Raw genomic sequence first — 20,967 nt, forward strand, 5'->3', positions numbered from 1 at the left:
ATGGCAAACATGAAGGAGATCGCGAAGCTGGCCGGCGTTTCGCTGGGGACGGTCTCTCATGTGCTGAATGGTTCAGCCACGGTTCGCGAGCCGCTGCGCAAGCGCGTAATGGACGCGGTAGCCTCCGCGGGATACCAGCCGAGTCAGTTGGCACGCGGGCTGCGTCGTGACAAGACGAACATGATCGGGATGATCATTCCCGATGTAACGAATCCGTTTTTTCCGGCGGTCGTGCGCGGCGCCGAGGATGTTGCGTTCGAGCATGGCTATCGGTTGGTGCTCTGTAACACCGATAACGATCACGCGAAGGAAATCGTTCACATGAACGAACTGCGGACCTACCTTCCTTCGGGGCTGATCGTGATTCCATCCAGCTTCAGCGATCTGACGGCGCAGGCGGAGTCCTTTCGCCGGTCGGGCGCAGCAGTAGTCTGCGTCGATCGCCTGCCTTTGAACTGGAACGGAGATACGGTTACGGCCGATAACGAGAAGGGCGCGTACGACGCGACGAACTACATTCTGCGGCAGGGGCACAAGCAGCTGGCGATGATCACCGGGCCGCGTCACCTGACTAACTCGACGAACCGCCTCAAGGGATTTAAGCGCGCTCTGGCCGAGAAGAAGATTCATCTCGGCCCGGAGTACATACAGGAAGCGAATTTCGACCAGCACGGCGGCTATGCGAAGACGCTGTTGCTGCTGCGCATGATCCCGCGCCCTACGGTGATTTTCGCGGGAAACGACATGATCGCCTTCGGCGCACTCCTGGCCTTCCGCGAGATGGGGTTGCACTGCCCGGATGACATCTCACTCTTCGGCTTCGACAATCTGGACCTGGCCGAGATGACAAGCCCTCCGCTTTCATCCGTATCGCAGCCGGGTTATCAGATGGGAACGACCGCGGCACAGATACTCATGGACCGTGTCCGGGGCGACGATGGACCGCCGAAGCACGTTGTTCTCGATACGGCGATCAAGATTCGCGATTCGGTAGGGAAGCCTGTCACTGGTGATAACGTTCACACGTCCCGCACGCCCGCACGTGCCGCGCGCGTTTCCAGGACCGGCCGCAAGCGTTAAACACCGTTCCCTCGCTTCATTCTCTCCAGCAATTGCCACTATTTTTATTTCTTCATTGACAACTTAAAAATTTGCGTTCTAGTCTTTGTCGCGGATTTATTGAAAGCTTTCAAAATCCCTGGACTAGACGAAACCAGCGCGGTCGCAGAGACCCATTCCGGTGGATTTGATTTGCAGGAGGGGCAGTATGTGTGGGTTGCTGACGACAAAACTTTATCGGTGCAGGTTGCTCTGGATGAGCCTCCTCTGCCTTATCGCCGTATTCCCGGCGCTAGCACAGTACAGCAGCGGTATTAACGGCACCGCTATGGACCAGAGCGGTGCGGTAATTGCCGGCGCAACGGCCACGCTTACCAACCAGGACACGCAGGTGCAGCAGACGGTAACGGCCAACGACCAGGGCTTCCTGCAGATTCTGCATATCCAGCCAGGGCGCTACACCATCAGCGTAAGTGCGCCGGGTTTCAGCACATGGCAGCAGAAGGACATCGATATTGAAGGCACAGACGTTCGCACCGTGTACCCGAAGCTGAACGTTGGCTCCGCACAGTCAACGGTGGAGGTGACGGCGAACAACTCCGCGGTCGAAACTACCAGCGGCACCATCAGCCGAACGCTCGAACAGCAGACAGTACAGAATGCTCCGCTTGTTGGCGAAAACCTCTACGCCAGTGTTGCGACGCTGGCTCCGGGTGTGACCGGCCTTGGCGGATCGTTCGGTGGGGCCAGCGGTTCCGGCTCACAGGGAACCAACAGCTTCAACGCAGAGCCCGGCTTTCAGATTATCGGGGCAGGGCAGCGCCAGGAAGCGAATGAATACCAGGTTGATGGCACAAGCGTAAACGGAAACTCGCGCGATGGTATTACCAACCTTACGCCCGAGCCGGACAGCGTGGCCCAGATGAAGATCAGTACCGACGTTTTCTCGGCCGATAAGGGCCGCCAGAGCGGAGCGTTGATCGAAGTCTTCACCAAGCCTGGAACCAACCAGTTCCACGGCACGCTGTCAGAGTTCTATACCGGTTCGAGCCTGCAGGCCCGAACCGAGTTTCAGTCGCAGGTTCCTCGCTATCTTCGCAACGATTTTGGCGGATCAGTGGGCGGTCCCATCATCAAGGACAAGACCTTCTTCTTCGGCTCGCTCTTCTGGAGCAAGAGCCAGCAGGGAGTAACGCTCACACAGCCGATGGAAACGCCGGAATTCGTCAACTATGTTGAGACGAATTACCCGAACTCCCTCGCCGCGGCCTTCTTTAAAAATGCACCCTCTGGCGGAACACCAACGAGCGGATTTCAAACAGTGGCCCAGATAGAGAGCCTTCTGCAGAGTCCTTACCCTGTGCCGGATATTCCGGGCAATCTCGTTGCGCTCGGAAACGTGTCCATCAACCAGTCGCCAATCAACAATGGCTTTCAAGGGCATGCACGTATCGACCACAACTTTAACAACGGCAACGACAAGCTCTTCTACAGTCTCTTCCGCAATACAACGCAGGGCGGCGTTGCGAATCCACGCCCGAAGCTGGCGTATGTAAGCCCGAACGCGACCTGGTATCACAAGATCGACTACATCCACACATTCTCGCCAAAGCTGTTGAATGAAGTGAGCATGTCGTATGTGCGCGCTGATGGCGATCAGCCCGCGGCTCCGGGCGATCTGCCATCGCTGCCCAATGCCTATCCTTCAGGGCTTGGCGGAGGCTTCTCATCATGGGGGCCTTCCGGTTGGGTGCACAACAACTGGAACTGGCATGATGTGCTGACCTATGTCCATGAAAATCACAATATTCGCGTGGGCATTGATGTTGATCGCCAACAGGATCTTGATAACTTCACCGCGGGCCTGGACCGCCCCAGCTTTAACTTTGCCAATATTGTGGATTTCGCTGTCGACCATCCCATCACGCAGAGTGGTCCGGTAGTGGATGTACGGAACGGGGGCACAGCCCAGAGCCTCTATTCGCGTGTACTGATGCTGCAGGTTGCGCCCTATGTGCAGGATGATTGGAAGGTCACGAATAAGCTGACGCTGAACATCGGTTTGCGCTGGGACTATTTTGGACATCTAGGCACGGTCACCTACGGACCGAATCCGATTGCGCTGTTTACGCCCGGCGCGGGCAACGACGAAGAAGCGCAGATCGGGAATGGATCGATGCTGGTACGCGGTTCGACCGGACAGGTGGTCGATAACCGGCTATGGCGCTTCGCTCCGCGCTTTGGATTTGCCTATGATGTCTTCGGCAATGGCTCTACCTCGGTTCACGGTGGGTGGGGTATTTACAACAACAAAATCGGTGATCTCTCGTATGTAGATGGGATCCGCACCAACCCGCCACAGTTTGCAAGTCCGGGCATCAGCATCTTCAATGCAGGAACGACGCTTGCGAATTTCTCCTACGGTGTAAGCAGCACCGGAGGGCCCACCGGCTTTGCTCCACCACCTGGGCTCTCATATCAAGTGGATCCGCATGGAGGGTTGGTTGGCACTCGTATCGCTGTTGGTGGCCTGCAGGCAAACCTTGTGCCGCCGCTGGTGCAGAACTGGTCCATTGGAATACAGCGCAGCATTGGGACCAGCATCGTAGTGGAAGCAGACTACTTCGGGACATCGGCGACGCACCTTTACTTCCAGACGGATTCGAACCGGTACGCAGGCGACCTGGTCCAGCATGGCGGTACGCTCGATCGCCTGAACCCAAGCTTTGAATCGGTGATCTTCGGCCAAAGCATTGGCATCGCGAACGCCGAAGTGGCTGCCTTTGCGATCTCGAAGCGCTTCTCGCACGGGTGGTCAGCGCATGCGATTTACAACCTTGGTAAAGCACTCGATTACACCAGTAGCAACGACAATGGCGTGGGCGGAGCCGAGAACGTAATCGATGTAAACAATCCGGCACGTAACTATGGCCGTTCCGATTATGACTCTCGCCATCGCATCTCGATCGATGCAGTGTGGAATGTGCCGGGAACCAAGGGGAGGATCACCAGCCTGATCACGAGCGGTTGGACGCTGTCTCCAGTGCTGGTGCTCCAATCCGGTCAGCCGTTCACCGTCTACACTTCAGCGTCCTATCCTTCGGGTGACTTCAATGCCGACGGATATAACTACGATGTCCCCAATGTGCCGAAGTTCGGAAGCAATCTCTCCACGAGCCGTTCCGACTTCCTGAAGGGTGTCTTTGCTGCAACCGACTTCCCATTGCCCGCGCTTGGATCAGAAGGCGATCTCGGTCGCAATACGTACAACGGGCCGGGCCTCGCAAACCTGAACATGGCCGCACAGAAGAACTTCCGCCTGCCGTTCCTCGGCGAGCAGGGGGGATTCGAGGTGAGGGGGGAAATTCTCAACCTATTCAACCGGGTCAACCTAGTGAACCCGGTGAGCGACTTGTCGAACGGTGAATTCGGCAAATCAACCGATCAGAACCTGCCCAGGAATATCCAGGTGCTTGGTCGGATTCGCTTCTGAGCTTTGCTCAGGACTGCGGCCCAGGAACGCCTCTATACTGGGCCGCAGTGGTTTTCTTTCATGCGTGTTGCTTTGTTGTTTCTCTCCATCGCTGTTTCATCGCACATCCTTGCTGCGCCGCCGGCGAACGATGCCCGGCACCAGGCGGCGGCAGCACTTCATGCGCAAAAATACGACGAGGCAATTCGTCTGCTCGATCCGCTGCTCAGGCAATCTCCGAACGATGCTTCTCTATGGACACTGCGCGGTATCGCCCTTGACGGGCAAAACCACGTACAGCAAAGCCTGGCAAGCTACGATCATGCGCTGACGATCGATGCGAACTATCTGCCGGCGTTGGAGGCCGCGTCGCAGACTGCTTATCATCGGCACAATCCGCAGGCCATGCGCTACCTGAAAAAGCTATTGGAGTTGATGCCTGAGAACAGGGTGGCCAATGCGATGGCAGGGACGGTTGCCTACCGCGGCCACGATTGCCCGGCATCGGTCGAATACTTTGAGCGCAGCCAGAGCGAAGTACTTCGGGATCGCAACGCGATTGAGGAATACTCCGATTGTCTTTTGCAACAGCAACAGGCACAGAACGCTGTCGATCTCTTGCGGCGGGGTTCAGAGACTTATCCCGACAACAGGGACTTGAAATACAACCTCGCGATAGCTGAGCTTCGTAATCATCAGCCGGAAGATGCAATTCGTGTCCTTGAGCCTCTTGCCACCACGAAGGACGCGGATCTGCTCAACCTACTGGCTGAGGCCTATACACAGGCGAAGCGGCCGGATGATGCATTTCGTGTACTGGAGCAGGCGATTGCCTTGAAGCCGAACGTTCCATCGAACTATCTCGACCTGGCTGTGCTTTGCCTTGAACATAACCAGGAGAATCGTTCGGTTGCCGCAGCGACCGCGGGGATTGCCCGCATTCCCAAGGCCACGTCTCTTTACCTGATACGCGGAGTAGCATACGCGCAGCTCGCGCAGTACGAGAACGCGGAGAAAGACTTCGTATTCGCGGCGCAGATCGATCCGGATCAGCCGCACAGCACCATTGCGATGAGCCTGCTCTATTCTGATCGCAACCAGGTGGACAAAGAGAAGGCGCTTCTTACGCAGCAGTTGAAGAAGACCCCGAAGGATGCGGTCGCAAACTATCTGCTTGCCAACCTGCTGCTGCACGAAGGCGCGCGTCCTGATCAGCCGCAGTTTCAAGAGGCGGAAGAGCATCTGCGTCTCTCACTGGCATCTCGTCCTGATTCAGCGGAAGCGCAGATCCTGATGGGAAAAGTTATGGACGATCAGGGGAAGCTTGCCGAAGCTGCCGAGCATTATCAAGCAGCGCTGAAGCTTGAGCCGGAGAATCGTAACGCGCTGAACCGTGAGTTTATTCTGCTGCGAAAGCTGCACCGCGACGACGAAGCGACCCAGGTGCTGGCGCAACTGAAGGCGGTGTTGAACGACGAGCTGAAGCGCGAAGATGCGTCGACGCGGCTGAAAGGCCTCACGGAGACGGGAGCAGATCATCCTGCGGATACACCTTGATCCAGTGTGTGCGCATGGTCGTGCGGATTACACGGTCGGCTGTTTGAGAGACGATAGCGCTGGTCCGCTGTATCGGCATGTGGCAATCGATGCAGTTGCCGGCGATCTTTGGTCCCATTGTTTTCGACATGCCGCAGCTCTCGACCTTGTGGCAGCCGAGGCAGCGTGACGAATACGATGCGGCAGGTTTTTCTTCTGCGTGAACGTTGTGACAGGTAGAGCAGGACATATCAGGCGACGAAAGATAGCAGCGGCTCTTCTTTAACAGTGCTACCTGGTTGGCGTGTACGTCCGGCTGCACGTCTTCCTCTGCGGGGTTGGCTCCGAGATATTCATCGAGCGGCTGCCCTGGAACATAGGCGAACGCCTTCCCGGTGAGTGTCTGTTGCGCGCCGTTGTGACATAGGGCACAGAGGTCAACCTGGCGGTCACGAGAGAAGTGTGCCGGGTTGAGAATGGCTTCATCTACGGGTTTTGCAGCGCCGCTTTGGTGGATCGCAGCATGTCGCGCTCCAGGGCCATGGCAGGTTTCGCATCCGATACCAACTTGCAGCGTCGATTTGTCGTAGTGATTGTTTGCGGGATCTGCGGAGAGTGGCTGGATGAAGCCGGCATGGCACTCCATGCAGCGCGGCGAAGCGGGACGGTCGAAGTACGGAGGTCCGTTGCGATAACCGGGGCTATTGATCCATTGATGCCCGTCGGTCCAGTAGCTGACCGGCAATTCGTACAGGGCATCACCTTTCCAGTAAAGGTATGTCTGCCCACGATGGCCGGATCCGATGACGACATCGATACGCTCCGCATGGCTTTGCATTTTTCCCGTGAAGCCGGTGAGGGCATTGACGTAGTAACCGTCACTGCGCTTTTCCATACGGTAGGAGATGCCGGGGTCGTCGATGATCGGCGCAGGTTCCGCGATCTTGAGAACGTTCTTTCCGGCAGCCAAAGAGCCCAGGATGGATTTTGCATCGGGCATCTGCGAGGTGAGGTGATGCATGGTGTGCACGTAACTGAGAGCCTGCTCGCTGTGACAACTAGTGCAGGCGGCATCTCCCGTATAGCCTGCACGGGGCTGCGTTGCGGTCGCTGCAGTTGGCTCGGGAAAGGGAAGTAAAGCAGCAAAAAGAAGGGCGCTGAACAGAACAGCCAGCCTCATGGAATCTCCTGCGCCATCGTGTAGATGTTACGCGTGGAGGACCTGCAGCACGAGAAAAAAGATACACGTGCTGGGCCAGCTGTTCTGCAGTTGTCACTGCTACCCCCACCAGACCTCGCCAGGAGCGAGATGTGCCTTGGCGACATCCGGATCGAGTTCGATGCCGAGCCCCGGTTTGTCTTCAATGGTGAAGTAGCCGTCCTTCCAGAATGGCCCTTCATGCGTGACAAGTGTCGGCCACCAGTCGATCCACTTCGCCAGCTCGTGGATACGAAAGTTCCTCATAGCCGAAGCCGCGTGTGCAGAGGCGATAGTTCCGACCGGGCTTGCAGGATTGTGCGCAGCAGTCCAGATGTCGTAAAGGTCGGCAAAATCGGAGATGCGCTTAGACTCCATCAACCCACCGGACTTGGGTATGTCGATGTGCACGCCCGCGCAAGCCTGGCTTTCGATGAGCGTGCGGAAGCCGTGCAGTCCATAAAGATTTTCGCCGGTGCATATCGGAGTTCGTGTCATGCGGGCCAGCTTGGCCATTGCGTCGGTGTTTTCGGCGGGCAGCGGATCCTCGAGCCACATCGGCTCCACATGTTCCAGAGCGTTCAGTAACTTGATAGCGTCGCCCATGCTGTACTTCCAATGGCATTCGATCGCCATGTCTACATCGGGTCCGATGACCTGGCGATTTGTCTCCATGATGGAGACGATGCGATGAACATCCTTGTTCGTGAGCTGCAGTGTGTAGGGATCGTGGCCAGGTTCCTTGAAGCCGGGGTCGGCCGTGGGCGGCACGCTATCGCCCTGGAACTTCAACGCAGTGAATCCGTACTTGTTGTCACTGATCGCTTTCTCCGCCTGGTCTTTCCAGGCAGCGGGATCGGCGGCATTGCCTGGAGGCACCTGCAAAGTTCGATAGAAGCGGACACGATCGCGAAAACGGCCGCCGAGCAGGTTACAGACGGGCGTTTGCAGAATGCGTCCAGCCAGATCCCACAGGGCAATCTCGACGCCGCTTGCCGCAGTGATGGTAACGCCACCAATGGCCCCGTAACCACCGCTCCGCAGCAGCATCTTCTTGTACAGGCGATCGACGTTCAGCGGATCCTCGCCTATCAAAAGCTGCTTGAATTGTTTCTCGATCATGTCGCGCACACCCGGTCCCCAATAGGCCTCGCCGATGCCGTAAAGCCCCGAGTCGGTTTCAATCTTGATCAGATTCCAGTCCCATGTGCCGCGAATGATCATCAGTTTGATGTCGGTGATTTTTACTTTTTTTCTGAGCGATTCGGCCATTGAGAGATAAGGTTCCGCAAAAACAGATGAGGCTCCGGCAAGCGTGGCGAGTTTCAGAAATGATCTGCGGTCGCTGATCATGATTCCCCTTTTCTAAGTGGCGTGATGGTCACGTTCTCATAAGTCGGAAGTACTGTACGATGCGCCGATAGTCTCTTGAAATGGCGCACTGTTATGTACCGCTTTATGAGACGGCTTGCCGTTATATGCAATCGAGGCAACGAATGTCAATCATCCTGAAGGTGGTTTCTGTTCGCCTCGCAGCCACGACGGGCGTGATGAAAATAACTCAACTTTCCTTTGACAAGCTTCTTTGGAAATAGCTATAAATCGCTCGCAAATTTTTAAAAGTGATAAGCATCTCGCTAAGTTGGCTTCACCGCTGGAAGATGCTGACTTCTGACTCGAACCTTTCCGGAGGCTCAATAGATGAAGCTTAGGGTTTCGATCGTTCTGCTCTTCATCCTTCTTACAGGTCTGCTGTTGCAGGCCAATGCGCAGATGACAACGGGAAGCATCCTGGGAACAGTAAGGGATGCTTCGGGTGCGGTAGTGGCCGGCGCGACCGTTACAGTGGTCGATAACGGCAAGGGGACTTCCAAGAGCGATGTCTCCGATGCTCAGGGTGAATACAACATCCCGTTCCTTTTGCCGGGGACATACAACGTCACGATCACAATGAAGGGCTTCAAGACCAGCATCTCCTCGAACATCACTGTCGACATCGATCAGAAGGCGCGCATCGACGTGACCCTTGAGCCGGGCGGTTCATCAGAGACGGTCAGGGTGGAGGCCACAGCTCCGCTCATTAAGCTGGAATCCTCGGAAACCGGCGATGTAATCGGGAAGACACAGGTGCAGAATCTTCCGTTGAACGGTCGCGATTTTGCGCAGCTCACTTATCTTGTCCCTGGTGTGACTGCCGGCCAGGCTGGAGAAAACCTTGGAGGGTCTTCTTCATTCAATCCACGTGCCGCGGTGAACTTCAATACGCTGGGCAGCCAGGCGAACAGTAACGCTTACCTCGTCGATGGCATCGTCGATAACGAATACACCTTCAATACCGTGATGGTGCAGCCCTCGGTCGAGTCGATTGCGGAATTCAAAGTTCTGACAGGCTCCTATTCGGCGGAGTACGGAGGCGGGGCGGGCGTGCTCTCCGTATCGACTCGATCCGGGGCAGATCAGCTGCATGGCGAGCTGTTTCTTTACCTGCGCAACAGCGCGGTTGATGCCCGCAATTATTTCGCAACAGCAGGCGAAACACTTCAGCCTGCTTATCGACGCGGACAATTCGGCGGGGCGGTCGCCGGACCGATCATCCACAATAAGCTCTTTTACTTTGCAGACTACTACGGTCAGCGCTCTCTCAAAGGAATCACCAACCTCAATAGCGTTCCCACGGCGGCGGAGAGAACCGGAGACTTCAGCGACTTCCGCGATGCAAGCGGCAACCTGATCCCGATTTACGATCCCCTGACTACAGTAGCCTCGGGTACCGCGACACCTACCTATAGCCGTTCGCAGTTCATGGGTTGCGATGGTTTGCATCCCAACGTAATTTGTTCAAACCGCCTCTCACAGGTTGGGCTTAACGTTGCGAGTATCTACCCATTGCCGCAGACCGCTGGAAGCTTCAACAACTTCACCTCGGTTGCGAATCAGATCATCGATGACAACGGAGGCAACGTCCGTATCGACTATCACCTCAGTCCGAAGGACTCGATGTTTGGACGCTGGAGCTACGAAGAGTTTGTGCAGGCTTCGCCGAACCCGTTGACCGGCGGACAGGGAACATGCTGCCTCCCGACGCCACCTTCAGCCGCGGCACAGTTCGATCTGGGGCCTTACGTTGCGGGTATTCAGAATATCGATCTAAAGGCGCAGGGTCTGTCGTTAAACGAAACTCACATCTTCACACCGGAGCTCTTCAATGAGTTTCGTGCCGGCTATGCAAGAACGAACCCGTTCACCTTTCAGTCGGATTACGGACACGATTCTTCTACCTCGCTGGGCATCCAGGGCCTGAACGTGAGTCAGTACACGACCGGCTTGCCGAACTTCACGATCGGTAACTCATGCGGTGCGGAGTTCACCTGCCTGCAGGGTGGTACGGCATTTCTGCCTGCGCATCCTGTCCAGACAAACATACAGGTTGAAGACAACGTGACCAGTACGAAGGGGCCAAACACACTTAAAGTCGGTTTTCGATTCGTGCGTATTTACGCTTCACCCTTTACAAACACCACGACACGCGGCGGCCTCACCTTCAACACTAACTTTACGAACAGCGGTACGAGTTCGTCCGGTGGCTCGGGACTCGCGGCGATTCTGCTGGGGTTTCCAAATGCAGGCTCAAGAAATTTCCTGATCAAGCCCTACTACGTGACCAGCAACATCTACTCGGCTTTCGTGCAGGATGACTGGAAGGTTTCTCCACGGCTCACGATGAATATGGGCCTGCGCTACGATGTCTTTACTCCTGATGTGGAGAAGAACGACCAGCTTGCGAATTTCGATTACCAGAATCTCGTCTTTGTTTTCGCCGGACAGAATGGTGTGAGCCGCACCGCCGGTGTTCAGACCCGCTACGGAAATGTCGGCCCGCGCTTCGGCTTTGCCTATGACCTGGACGGGAAGGGTTCGACCGTGATTCGCGGCGGCTTCGGCATCTCTTATTTCCTGTCTCCAGCTTCGGCTTCGGACGAGCTGGGGCAGAACCCGCCGTTTACCGTATCCCAGACCTTTGCGAGCCCGACGACCTATCCGCTGCCTGCTTCTTTCAGTGCGGCGAATCAATGCTCGGCGACAAATCTTTCCTCCACCTGCCAGCCGGTGTTAAACAACCCTTTTCCTGCTGGAGTCGTGACGGTGCCGATTGCCAGTCTGACGAACACGACTGCACTCAATGCAGCGGCGCCTGCCATCGTCAGCCATTCGATGACGAACAAGACGCCGAGCATGCAGACCTACACGCTGAATGTACAGCGTCAGCTCCTGGGCGGAGTTTTCTCGGTCGGCTATGCAGGCAGCCACACGGCACACATCAACTACAGCTTCAATCCGAATGAAGTGGGGTTGATCCAACCGAACGGCCCCACATCGCAGACAGCTCGCCGTCTGATTCAGCCGCTCAACCGTATCAACACCTGGGTAGAGCAGGAGCCGATCAACTCGTCGAACTACAACAGTCTTCAGGTGGAATACATCAAGCGTTACTCGCATGGCCTGACGGCGATTATGGATTACACCTACAGCAAGTCGCTCGACTACGGTGGATCGGCTGCTTCAGGTGGAGGCGCAGCCGGCAATCCTCAGACGGTGACCAATCTGCATGCAGGCTACGGAGCTTCAGGATTCGATCAGAAGCATCGTTTCGTCAGCTCGATCAATTATGAGCTGCCGTTCGGTGCGAATCGCGCATACTTTCGCGATGGCATGATGTCGCATGTGCTTGGTGGATTCGAAGTGGACGCCATTACGACATACGGCTCCGGCGAACCCTTTAGCGTAAGCCTGAACAGTGGTGTGAACAGCGGAGCGCCCAGCTGGCCGAATCGGATCGGGCGGCGAGGCAAGATCGATCATGGCAACCCGCGGCGCTTCTTCAACGCATCCCTTTGTCCGACAGGTCAATCGACGCTCGCCGACGGGGCGCAGTGCGCCTTCGTTATCCCGGAGCCGAACACTTACGGCAATGTTGGCCGCTCCGTGCTCTATGGGCCCAGTACCAAAAACTGGGACATGAGTCTGCAGCGCCGTTTCGGGATTTACAAAGAGAAGCAGCTGGCGCTGAAGCTCGACGCGTTCAATATCTTCAACACGCCCAACTTCAGCACACCCAATACCGCTCTCGGATCAGCTACGGCTGGCACGATCACCGGCACGGTCAACGACAATCGCGATCTGCAGGCATCGTTCACCTTCTATTTCTAATCGCGCCTTGAGAGAGTCCGGCCTTTTGCTTTCCTCATTGCTCCTTCAGAATGTTGAATGAGGACGTTATTGTGGCGGAGAAGCAAAGTGCCGGCCTGCTCATGTACCGGCTGAGAGGCAAAGAACTCGAAGTATTTCTGGTGCATCCGGGAGGGCCTTTCTGGGCGCGGAAAGATCTTGGCGCATGGACGATACCTAAAGGTGAATTCTCAGCGGACGAAGAGCCGCTTGCCGCCGCCCGCCGGGAGTTTTCAGAGGAAACGTCATTTTCAGCAGAAGGGCCTTTTCACGAGCTGGGATCGGTTCGTCAGAAGAGCGGCAAGGTAGTGATCGCCTGGGCCTTTGAAGGCGATTGTGCTCCCTCGGAGCTGGTCAGTAACCGCTGCCTGATCGAATGGCCTCCGCGCTCGGGCAGGAAACTCGAGATTCCTGAGGTCGACCGGGGAGAATGGTTTTCGCTCGCCGCCGCCCGTGACAAGATCCGGCCTGAGCAGCATTTGCTGCTGGATCGCCTGGAAACCCGGCTCTCTTCGGCTTCACATTCCTAAAAAACATCTCCGTAAGCCGGGACAGCTCCCAGCAAGGCCCTCTATGAGCGAAAATAAGAGGTGATGGTCTTTTCACGTCTGTAAACAACCATTGGAGAGAGAAATGTCACTTGAAAAACTTCGGGCGGACTACGCCGATCTGCAGCAGAGCGGGCTTAAGCTGGATCTGACCCGCGGCAAGCCTGCACCGCAGCAGCTCGATTTCAGTTCCGCGCTCCTGGGAATGCCGGGAGAGTCTGATTTTCTGGATGAGAATAAGGTCGACGTCCGCAACTATGGCGGTCTTCAGGGCCTGACCGAAGCGCGCCGGCTTTTCACCAGCCTTGTGGGCGCTCCGGTGGAGCAGATCGTTCTTGGCAATAATGCCAGCCTTGCGCTGATGCATGATGTGATTACCTACTCGCTCCTGAAGGGAACAAGCGACAGCACGGAACCATGGTCAAAGCAGGGCGAGATCTCCTTCATCTGCCCGGTACCTGGATATGACCGCCACTTCAAGATCTGTGAAGACTACGGTATTCGCATGATCTCCGTGCCCATGCTCGAAGACGGTCCTGACATGGACGAAGTTGAGAAGCTCGTCGCCTCGGATGCGTCCATCAAGGGCATGTGGTGCATTCCGAAATACAACAACCCGACCGGCACGGTCTTTTCGGATAAGGTTATTGACCGTCTCGCCGCGATGAAGACTGCCGCGGCAGACTTCCGTCTGATGTGGGACAACGCCTACGGCGTGCATCATCTCACCGAAGAAAAGATCGCCATAGCGAGCATTCTCGAACGCTGCGAAGCTCATGGGAATCCGAACCGCGCGTTCGTCTTCGCTTCTACTTCGAAGATCACCTTCGCAGGCGCAGGCATCTCGGCCGTGGCAGCTTCCAAGGCCAACATCCAGTGGCTGCTCGCGCGGATGACGCCGCGCACCATCGGCCCTGACAAAGTGAATCAGCTGCGCCATGCACGTTTCCTGAAAGACGAAAACGGCATCACCGCATTGATGGATAAGCATCGTCAGCTGCTGGCGCCGAAGTTCCAGGCTGTGCTGGATATCTTCGCTGCCGAGCTCTCGGGCATTGAAGGCGTTTCGTGGACCACACCCAAGGGCGGATACTTCATCAGTCTTGAAGTTCCCAAGGGATGCGCAAAACGCATTGTCACTCTGGCCAAAGAAGCGGGCGTCGTTCTGACCGCGGCGGGAGCAACCCACCCGTACGGGAAGGATCCGGAAGATCGCACCATCCGCATCGCCCCGTCGTTCCCGGGCCTGCCGGAAGTGCAGGGAGCAGCGAAGGCGGTTGCTCTGTGTGTGAAGCTGGCTGCAGCGGAAGCCAAAGCCTGAGGCTGCTTTGAAAGCAAAAAGAAAAACCGCCCGGATCGCCGGGCGGTTTTTCTTTCGGTAAAGCTAGGCAGGCAGTTCCTCCACCTTTGGGAAGTTGTGCTGTGCACGGCCTTCGTCGCCGTCATACTTCACAGAGCTCTTGTATAACTCGAAGCGGCCATCGTTGAACTGCTTGCCCTGATCGCGCAGAGCCTGCATCTCCGCGGCAGACAGCGGCTTGAAGTTGCGCAGGATCTCCAGGTTCTGATCCAGGACAAGCATCGAATCCATGCCGCTGATTGTTGTTGTCACCGGAAGGCTCATCGCGTAGGTGAGAGCTTCTTGTGGCGTGAACGCGCCTTTCGCGACAAGCTCGCCCGATCCGCCCATGCTTTTCATTCCAAACACGGCCATATGTTTTTCGTTCGCGACGGGGAGAACGTTTTTTTCGAAGCTGCGGTAGTTCGGATCGAGAGCGTTCAGCGGCATCTGGATCGAATCGAAATCGTAACCGTTGTGAAGCATCTTCAGGTGGATGTCCGGATGCTTGTGGCCGGTGAATCCGACAAAGCGAACCTTGCCTTGCTGCCTGGCTTTAGTCAATGCCTCGAGCACGCCGTCCGGAGCATAGATAAGGTCTGGGTCGGTGTAGTAGACGACCTCGTGCACCTGCCAGAAGTCTAGGTGATCGGTCTGCAGCCGGGTCAGCGATTCTTCAAGCATGCGCATGGCCACGTCCTTATTGCGACCATGTGTGCAGACCTTCGTCATCAGCACAACTTGATCGCGCTTGCCCTTGAGCGCTGTGCCCATCTTCTCTTCACTCAATCCCTTGTGATATTCCCAGGCATTGTCGAAGAAATTGATACCGTGATCGATCGCTTTTGCGATCATGTTGTTGATCTCGTCTTGATCGCCGACCGTGCCGATGTGATAGCCTCCGACACCGAGGATCGAGCACTCAAGTCCTGTCTTGCCCATCTGCCGCTTCGGCGCGGTGAACGTAGCCGCGCTTGCAGAGGATTTCTCAGAGTGGGCATTCGAAGCTTTCTCTGCTGGCATCACTGCTGTTACCCCCGTCAATGCTGCGCTTTTCAAAAAACCTCGACGCGTCAGCTCCGGACCGTTTTGCGGATCGTTATGCATGAACCCCATCCTCAGCCTGATACCTGGGGCCATGCGCGGCCGGTGTTATCAGTTTCATGAATCATCTCCTTCACTTCAACCTGCATGGTGTCGAGAGGGAAGTCGTGCGCCAGCCGGGCCTCGGGGTTATCGAACTTAAGCGAGACCTTGTACATCTCGTATCGTCCGTCGCCTGCGTAATAGCGGCAGCGCTCGCGAAGCTTCTGCATCTCTTCCTGCGACATCGGAGTGAATTCCTGCGCGACTTTCAGATTCTGTTCCAGAATCATCGGCTCCTCCGCGCCACTGATCGTTGTGGCGACCGGAAGGCTCATCGCGTAACGCAATGCTTCCGTGGCTTTCAATACGCCCTGTTTCACAGCTTCTCCATGGCCATTGATCGGTTTCATGCCCAGCGGCGCGATGCCGCGCTGGTTCAACACCGGCAGCACCTTGGTCTCGAAGCTCGAGAATGAACCGGCATCGAAGGGATTGAGAGGCATCTGCACCGCATCGAAAGGAAATCCCGTGTTGAGCATGGCCATGTGTACATCCGGATCCTTGTGCCCCGTGAATCCGAAGAACCGAACCTTGCCCTGTTCCTTCGCCTTGTGCATCGCCTCGGCCGCGCCCCCAGCGCGAATGAAGAGATCGGGATCGTTCGGGAAGCCCATGCCATGCACCTGCCATAGATCGAGGTGGTCGGTCTGCAGGCGCTTGAGAGATTGTTCCAGCATCTGCATCGCCAGCGAACCATCGCGCCCGTGCGTGCAGAACTTAGTCATCAGGAAAACTTTGTCGCGCTTGCCTTGTAAGGCCGCCCCGAGCCACGACTCGCATTTTCCGCGATAGTATTCCCAGCAGTTGTCATAAAAAGTAATGCCGCCGTCGAGCGCTCGATGCACGATCTCGATGGCGGTCTTCTCATCTTTCGCCGCGCCCAGGTGATGGCCGCCAAGACCAAGCGCTGAAATTTTTACGCCGGTCTTTCCAAAATCACGAAGAGGAATCGACATGGATCTCCTTGAGCTATCCAGGAGGTATGACGTCGATTCCTCTTTGGTGGTTGGAAGTGTCGCTTGAGCAACAATACGGCGGTTATGCCAGGTCGAAGACCAGCACCTCGCTCTTTGATCCATTTGTCGCAATCTCGAGCACGTGTTCATTGCTCACTGCCGCCGCGTCGCCAGTCTGCAGCTGCTGGCCGTTCACGGCAACATCGCCTTCGACGACATGCAGCCATACGTGCCGGCTTTCATCAACTGCGTAGTCCAGCTTTGTTGCAGGATCCAGCACCGCGACCGAGACCTTTGCATCCTGGTTGATCGTGGCGGCTCCCGCTACCGGCGTGGGCGATGCGAGCACCTTGAAGCGATTCTGCTTTTCGCTCTCGTCGAACTTCAACTGCTCGTACGAAGGCTTGATGCCACGCTGCTTCGGCTCAATCCAGATCTGAAAGAAGTGCACCGGATCTGTCTGCGAACCGTTGTACTCGCTGTGAAAGACGCCTGTTCCCGCGGACATCTTCTGGATCTCGTTGGGTCCAAGCACTTCTTCCTGGCCCATACTGTCCTTGTGCGCGAGCTTGCCGCTGCGGACATAGCTGAGAATCTCCATGTCCTGGTGCGGATGCGCGCCGAAGCCGCGTCCCGGCGCGACGCGATCTTCATTGATCACCCGCAACGAACGAAAGCCCATGTGCTTCGGATCGTAGTAATTAGCGAAAGAAAAGGTGTGGTGCGAATCCAGCCATCCGTGGTCTGCGTGGCCTCTCTCGTTGTTTCTGCGTACGGTAATCATTGCTTTTCCTTTCCCCCGGTTGCCGCCTTCGCGGCGAACCCGATCTTCTTCAAGCCCCGATAAACAGCCTTTCGCTCTGTTTCAGAAAGATCTTTCATCAGGTCATTGAGACCCTGCTCATGACGCTTGTAGATCGCCTCGATCAGCTTCCGCCCGCGTGCGGTCAGAGCCACGCGGCGGATACGCCGGTCTTCGCCATCAAAGGTGCGAGCCGCAAGTGTTTTGCGCTCGAGCCTGTCGATGGCTGAGGTCATGGAAGCATTGGCTAGAAGCAGCTTGCGGGAGATCTCCGTCATGGTTAACGGACCCTTGTGCAGCAGGGCTTCCATCACCATGAAGTCGCTCAGCCCGAGCCCTTCTGCGGCAATGCTTTCTTCGACCCATCCCGCCATCGAACCGTATGCCTTCGCAAGTACGATCCAGAGCCGGGCGGCGGTCACATTGGTTTGCTCTGTCATCAGCAGGACCTCAATGTTTCTACGACATCAGATGTTTCGATATCGAAATAAGATTCAAGTGTCTCTATCTGTCGAGATTGACGAGGGTTAGGAGTTAGCAGGCGGAGTGGGGATTAGGGAAGGTGTCGACGTTGTCGGCGTCGTCACGGTCGATGCAGGCGAAATCCTTTTCGATCACCACTTCCAGTGGGCCACGCGGGCCAATCTCTATGGAAGAGTAGATGCCCACCTGGGAGCCGGCCGCCCAGATGCGGATCTCCTCGGCAGGCACGAGAACGGCCACTTCGGTTCCCTTGTGCTGCACGGTAACCGTGGTGAGCGCTGCGTCGGCGCTGAGGCTGTAGGTGAGCGAGGCATTCCCGGCAGGGGCAAAAAAGATTGTCTCTGACAGCGGATCGCCTGCTGCGAGCCGATCAACTTCGGTACGCAGCACGCGCAGCCGCATGGAGTTGCCTTTGATACGAAGCTTCAAGTTATCTCCTCTACCGGCTTTGTAGCGAGCCCGTTAGATGCGCGGCCCCATGATAGACGTTGAAGTGATCGTCGCGCAGAAAGCCTACGAGGATCACGTCGAACTCCTTCGCGACCTGCACCGCAAGGCTGGAGGGAGCGCCGACAGCAGCGACCATCGGGATTCCCGCCATCACGGCCTTCTGCAACAGCTCGAAGCTTGCGCGTCCCGAAAGCATCAACAGGCGATCCCGCAGCGGCGTGCGATCGGCGAGGAATTCCTGCCCGAGGAGCTTGTCCACCGCGTTATGGCGGCCCACATCTTCACGAATCGCATGGAGTCTGCCTTCGCCGTCGAAGAGTCCAGCAGCGTGCAGCCCTCCGGTGCGACCGAATACGTTTTGCCCGGCGCGCAACCTTACAGGCAGCTTGTAGAGAATCGCCGGATCGAAGGTGAAGTCATTGGTGCGCCGCGGCGGGCAGACGGTTCGCAATGCAAGCAGTGAAGCTTTGCCGCAGATGCCGCAGCTTGATGTCGTGTAGAAGTTGCGTTCGAGCGTACCAAGGCTGACTTTTACATCGGCAGCCAGTTCCACGCGCACGATGTTGCGGTGCGGCCGATAGGGAAGCGCAGCGTCTGCCATGTCCTGATCCGGCTCAACGGGACCTGCAATGTAACGAACGTCTTCGATCTCTCCTGCTTCCCGCACTACGCCTTCGGTCATCAGGAATCCGGCGGCCAGGTCGAAATCATGACCTGGAGTCCGCATGGTCACCGAGATTGACTTAACCTTGCGTTCCTCAGCGGGGCCGTAAACAAGTTGGATCTCAAGCGGCTCTTCGACGGCCAGCGTGTCTTCTGCAGATTGCGGATGCAGGCCGGCAAAGCGATCGATCGAAGTGGTCAGCACCGCACCGCTCTCGATCAGCTCACGCAAGGCCTCGGCTGAGGGTTCGCTTGCGGCAGCATTCTCCTGATCGGAGGTGAAGAGGTGGGTATAGCGTGCTTCGCGCGTTCCCGCCTGCTGCGGCAGCACCTTTGCCAGCGCCGGATTGCGCTGCATGAGCTTGCGCAGGGTTGAAAGCACATCTTCCAGCTCGGCAAAGGAGTGCATGCGCTCGCTGCGTCCACGCAGCTCGCCCGGAGTCTGCGGCCCGCGCAGCAGCAGCGTACAGATGAGCGCGCCCTCTCCGCGCGTGAAGTTGAACATCTCCTGCATGTGGTGTTCGAACTTTGCCACGCGGCCGTCAGCGCGAGCCTTGCCCGCGAGTTTCTTTTGCTCAAGGCCACTGAGTGCCGAGCGCACCTCGTCTTCGCTGAGCGCCATCACCGGCTCGCGGTTGTTCTTCTGGTTACAGGCGTTGACGAGGGCGTTCAGCGAAAGAGGGTAATACTCCGGCGTCGTGCTCTCTTTCTCCATAAGAGAACCGAGCACGCGCGCTTCGACGGCAGTCAGAGCGAGATCCAAGTGAGGGCCTTCGTTCTAGTGGACTTCGACCAGTTGTTCCGTGCGCTCCGCCGAGCCGTAACGGTTCTGCACGTACTCGTCCAGGATCTTCTTGAAGTCCGCAACAATGGTGTCTCCGCGCAGCGTTGTCATCAGGCGTCCATCGACGTAGACAGGAGCCTTTGGCTCTTCGAATGTTCCCGGAAGCGAGATGCCGATGTTGGCATGCTTCGATTCGCCGGGGCCATTGACCACGCAACCCATTACAGCAAGCTTCAGCTCTTCCACGCCGGGGTACTGCTCGCGCCAGACTGGCATCGACTCGCGCAGGTAAGCCTGCACCTGTTCCGCAAGCTCCTGGAAGTAAGTGGAGGTGGTGCGCCCGCAACCGGGGCATGCGGTGACCTGCGGAGTAAAGCTGCGGATGGAGAGCGACTGCAGAATCTGCTGGCCGGTCAGAACTTCTTCGGTGCGGTCACCGCCCGGCTTGGGGGTCAGTGAAACACGGATCGTATCGCCGATGCCTCTCAGAAGCAGGGGGGAAAGGCCAGCTGTCGAGGCGACAATGCCCTTCATGCCCATGCCGGCTTCGGTCAGGCCGAGGTGCAGGGGATAATCGCAGCGCCCGGCAAGCATCTCGTAGACGTCGATCAGGTCGCGCACGCCGCTTACCTTGCCGCTGATGATGATCTGGTCGTGGCGCAGGCCGTACTTCTCCGCAGCAGCCGCGGAATCGAGCGCCGAGCGGCACATGGCTTCCATCATGACGTCGCGGGTATCGAGCGGCTGTGCCAGCTTCGAGTTCTCATCCATCATGCGGGTCAGCAGGGCCTGGTCGAGCGAGCCCCAGTTCACGCCGATGCGGACAGGCTTCTGGTTCGCGACCGCGACCTCGATCATCGCGCGGAAGTTGTCGTCATTCTTGCGGCCTACCGAGACGTTGCCCGGATTGATGCGGTACTTCGAGAGAGCCGTGGCGCAGGCGGGGTACTTCGTCAGCAGCAGGTGCCCGTTGTAGTGGAAGTCGCCGATGATCGGAACATGGATGCCGACCTTGTCGAGCCCTTCAACGATGTAGGGAACAGCCTTCGCGGCTTCATCGTTGTTCACGGTCACACGTACCAGCTCCGATCCGGCCGTGGCCAGCGCGGCCACCTGCTGAATGGTGCCCTCCACATCGGCGGTGTCGGTGTTGGTCATCGACTGCACCACCACCGGGGCATCTGAACCTACGCGAACCTGTCCTACTTTGACCGTAACGGTCTTCCTGCGCACAATTTCCGGCATAGAAACCTCGTTACCAGTTTACTCCGTAAACTGGCAGCTATAAAGCGGCCGGCGGTGCTC

15 protein-coding genes are annotated in these 20,967 nt (G+C 57.1%); 6 read left to right on the forward strand and 9 right to left on the reverse strand.

Features of this window, described 5'->3' with window-relative positions; all coding sequences use genetic code 11:
• The 3 genes from LJD29_RS17690 to LJD29_RS17700 all read left to right on the forward strand — a co-directional run bounded on the left by LJD29_RS17690 (position 1) and on the right by LJD29_RS17700 (position 6,088).
• Positions 1 to 1,080, forward strand: coding sequence for a LacI family DNA-binding transcriptional regulator (locus LJD29_RS17690; RefSeq protein WP_446742891.1), 1,080 nt, complete (start codon positions 1 to 3; stop codon positions 1,078 to 1,080).
• A gap of 235 nt (positions 1,081 to 1,315) precedes the next feature.
• Entirely contained in the window at positions 1,316 to 4,552 is a 3,237-nt protein-coding gene (locus LJD29_RS17695) for an outer membrane beta-barrel protein (RefSeq protein ID WP_446742892.1), read from the forward strand.
• 60 nt (positions 4,553 to 4,612) lie between these two features.
• Entirely contained in the window at positions 4,613 to 6,088 is a 1,476-nt protein-coding gene (locus tag LJD29_RS17700; protein ID WP_446742893.1) for a tetratricopeptide repeat protein, read from the forward strand.
• On the opposite strand, the gene LJD29_RS17705 is transcribed toward LJD29_RS17700, so the two are convergent.
• Positions 6,048 to 7,247 carry a cytochrome c3 family protein gene (locus LJD29_RS17705; protein ID WP_446742894.1) on the reverse strand — a complete coding sequence of 400 codons (1,200 nt, stop codon included), beginning with the start codon at positions 7,245 to 7,247 and terminating at the stop codon, positions 6,048 to 6,050. The genes LJD29_RS17700 and LJD29_RS17705 overlap by 41 nt on opposite strands.
• A gap of 99 nt (positions 7,248 to 7,346) precedes the next feature.
• Positions 7,347 to 8,618 carry a mandelate racemase/muconate lactonizing enzyme family protein gene (locus tag LJD29_RS17710; protein WP_446742895.1) on the reverse strand — a complete coding sequence of 424 codons (1,272 nt, stop codon included), beginning with the start codon at positions 8,616 to 8,618 and terminating at the stop codon, positions 7,347 to 7,349.
• 348 nt (positions 8,619 to 8,966) lie between these two features.
• Between LJD29_RS17710 and LJD29_RS17715 the strand changes: the two genes are divergently transcribed.
• From LJD29_RS17715 to LJD29_RS17725, 3 genes are all read left to right on the forward strand, one after another.
• Complete coding sequence (locus LJD29_RS17715) at positions 8,967 to 12,473, forward strand: carboxypeptidase-like regulatory domain-containing protein (protein ID WP_446742896.1); 3,507 nt, start codon at positions 8,967 to 8,969, stop codon at positions 12,471 to 12,473.
• Positions 12,474 to 12,544: 71 nt separating this feature from the next.
• A complete protein-coding gene (locus LJD29_RS17720; protein WP_446742897.1) occupies positions 12,545 to 13,021 on the forward strand; it encodes an NUDIX hydrolase in 477 nt (158 codons plus the stop codon).
• Positions 13,022 to 13,124: 103 nt separating this feature from the next.
• Positions 13,125 to 14,360 carry an aspartate aminotransferase type Ic gene (locus LJD29_RS17725; RefSeq protein WP_446742898.1) on the forward strand — a complete coding sequence of 412 codons (1,236 nt, stop codon included), beginning with the start codon at positions 13,125 to 13,127 and terminating at the stop codon, positions 14,358 to 14,360.
• A 63-nt stretch (positions 14,361 to 14,423) separates the two neighbouring features.
• On the opposite strand, the gene LJD29_RS17730 is transcribed toward LJD29_RS17725, so the two are convergent.
• The 7 genes from LJD29_RS17730 to ispG form a co-directional block, all read right to left on the reverse strand.
• Positions 14,424 to 15,518: an aldo/keto reductase gene (locus tag LJD29_RS17730; RefSeq protein ID WP_446742899.1), complete on the reverse strand. Its 1,095-nt coding sequence runs from the start codon at positions 15,516 to 15,518 to the stop codon at positions 14,424 to 14,426.
• A complete protein-coding gene (locus LJD29_RS17735; RefSeq protein ID WP_446742900.1) occupies positions 15,497 to 16,480 on the reverse strand; it encodes an aldo/keto reductase in 984 nt (327 codons plus the stop codon). Before LJD29_RS17735 ends, LJD29_RS17730 begins: the two co-directional genes overlap by 22 nt.
• An 82-nt stretch (positions 16,481 to 16,562) precedes the next feature.
• Positions 16,563 to 17,264, reverse strand: coding sequence for a pirin family protein (locus LJD29_RS17740; RefSeq protein WP_446742901.1), 702 nt, complete (start codon positions 17,262 to 17,264; stop codon positions 16,563 to 16,565).
• A complete protein-coding gene (locus tag LJD29_RS17745; protein WP_446742902.1) occupies positions 17,261 to 17,722 on the reverse strand; it encodes a MarR family winged helix-turn-helix transcriptional regulator in 462 nt (153 codons plus the stop codon). Before LJD29_RS17745 ends, LJD29_RS17740 begins: the two co-directional genes overlap by 4 nt.
• Positions 17,723 to 17,816: 94 nt before the next feature.
• Positions 17,817 to 18,194 carry a DUF7009 family protein gene (locus LJD29_RS17750; protein WP_446742903.1) on the reverse strand — a complete coding sequence of 126 codons (378 nt, stop codon included), beginning with the start codon at positions 18,192 to 18,194 and terminating at the stop codon, positions 17,817 to 17,819.
• Between the two features lie 10 nt (positions 18,195 to 18,204).
• Positions 18,205 to 19,641 carry a formate dehydrogenase accessory sulfurtransferase FdhD gene (fdhD, locus tag LJD29_RS17755; RefSeq protein WP_446742904.1) on the reverse strand — a complete coding sequence of 479 codons (1,437 nt, stop codon included), beginning with the start codon at positions 19,639 to 19,641 and terminating at the stop codon, positions 18,205 to 18,207.
• 15 nt (positions 19,642 to 19,656) lie between these two features.
• Positions 19,657 to 20,907 (reverse strand): flavodoxin-dependent (E)-4-hydroxy-3-methylbut-2-enyl-diphosphate synthase, encoded by a 1,251-nt coding sequence (gene ispG, locus LJD29_RS17760; RefSeq protein ID WP_446742905.1) that lies wholly within the window; start codon positions 20,905 to 20,907, stop codon positions 19,657 to 19,659.
• Between the last annotated feature and the right edge of the window lie 60 nt (positions 20,908 to 20,967).

Source organism: Silvibacterium acidisoli, assembly GCA_022870745.1.
In the GTDB taxonomy this organism is placed as follows: domain Bacteria; phylum Acidobacteriota; class Terriglobia; order Terriglobales; family Acidobacteriaceae; genus Silvibacterium.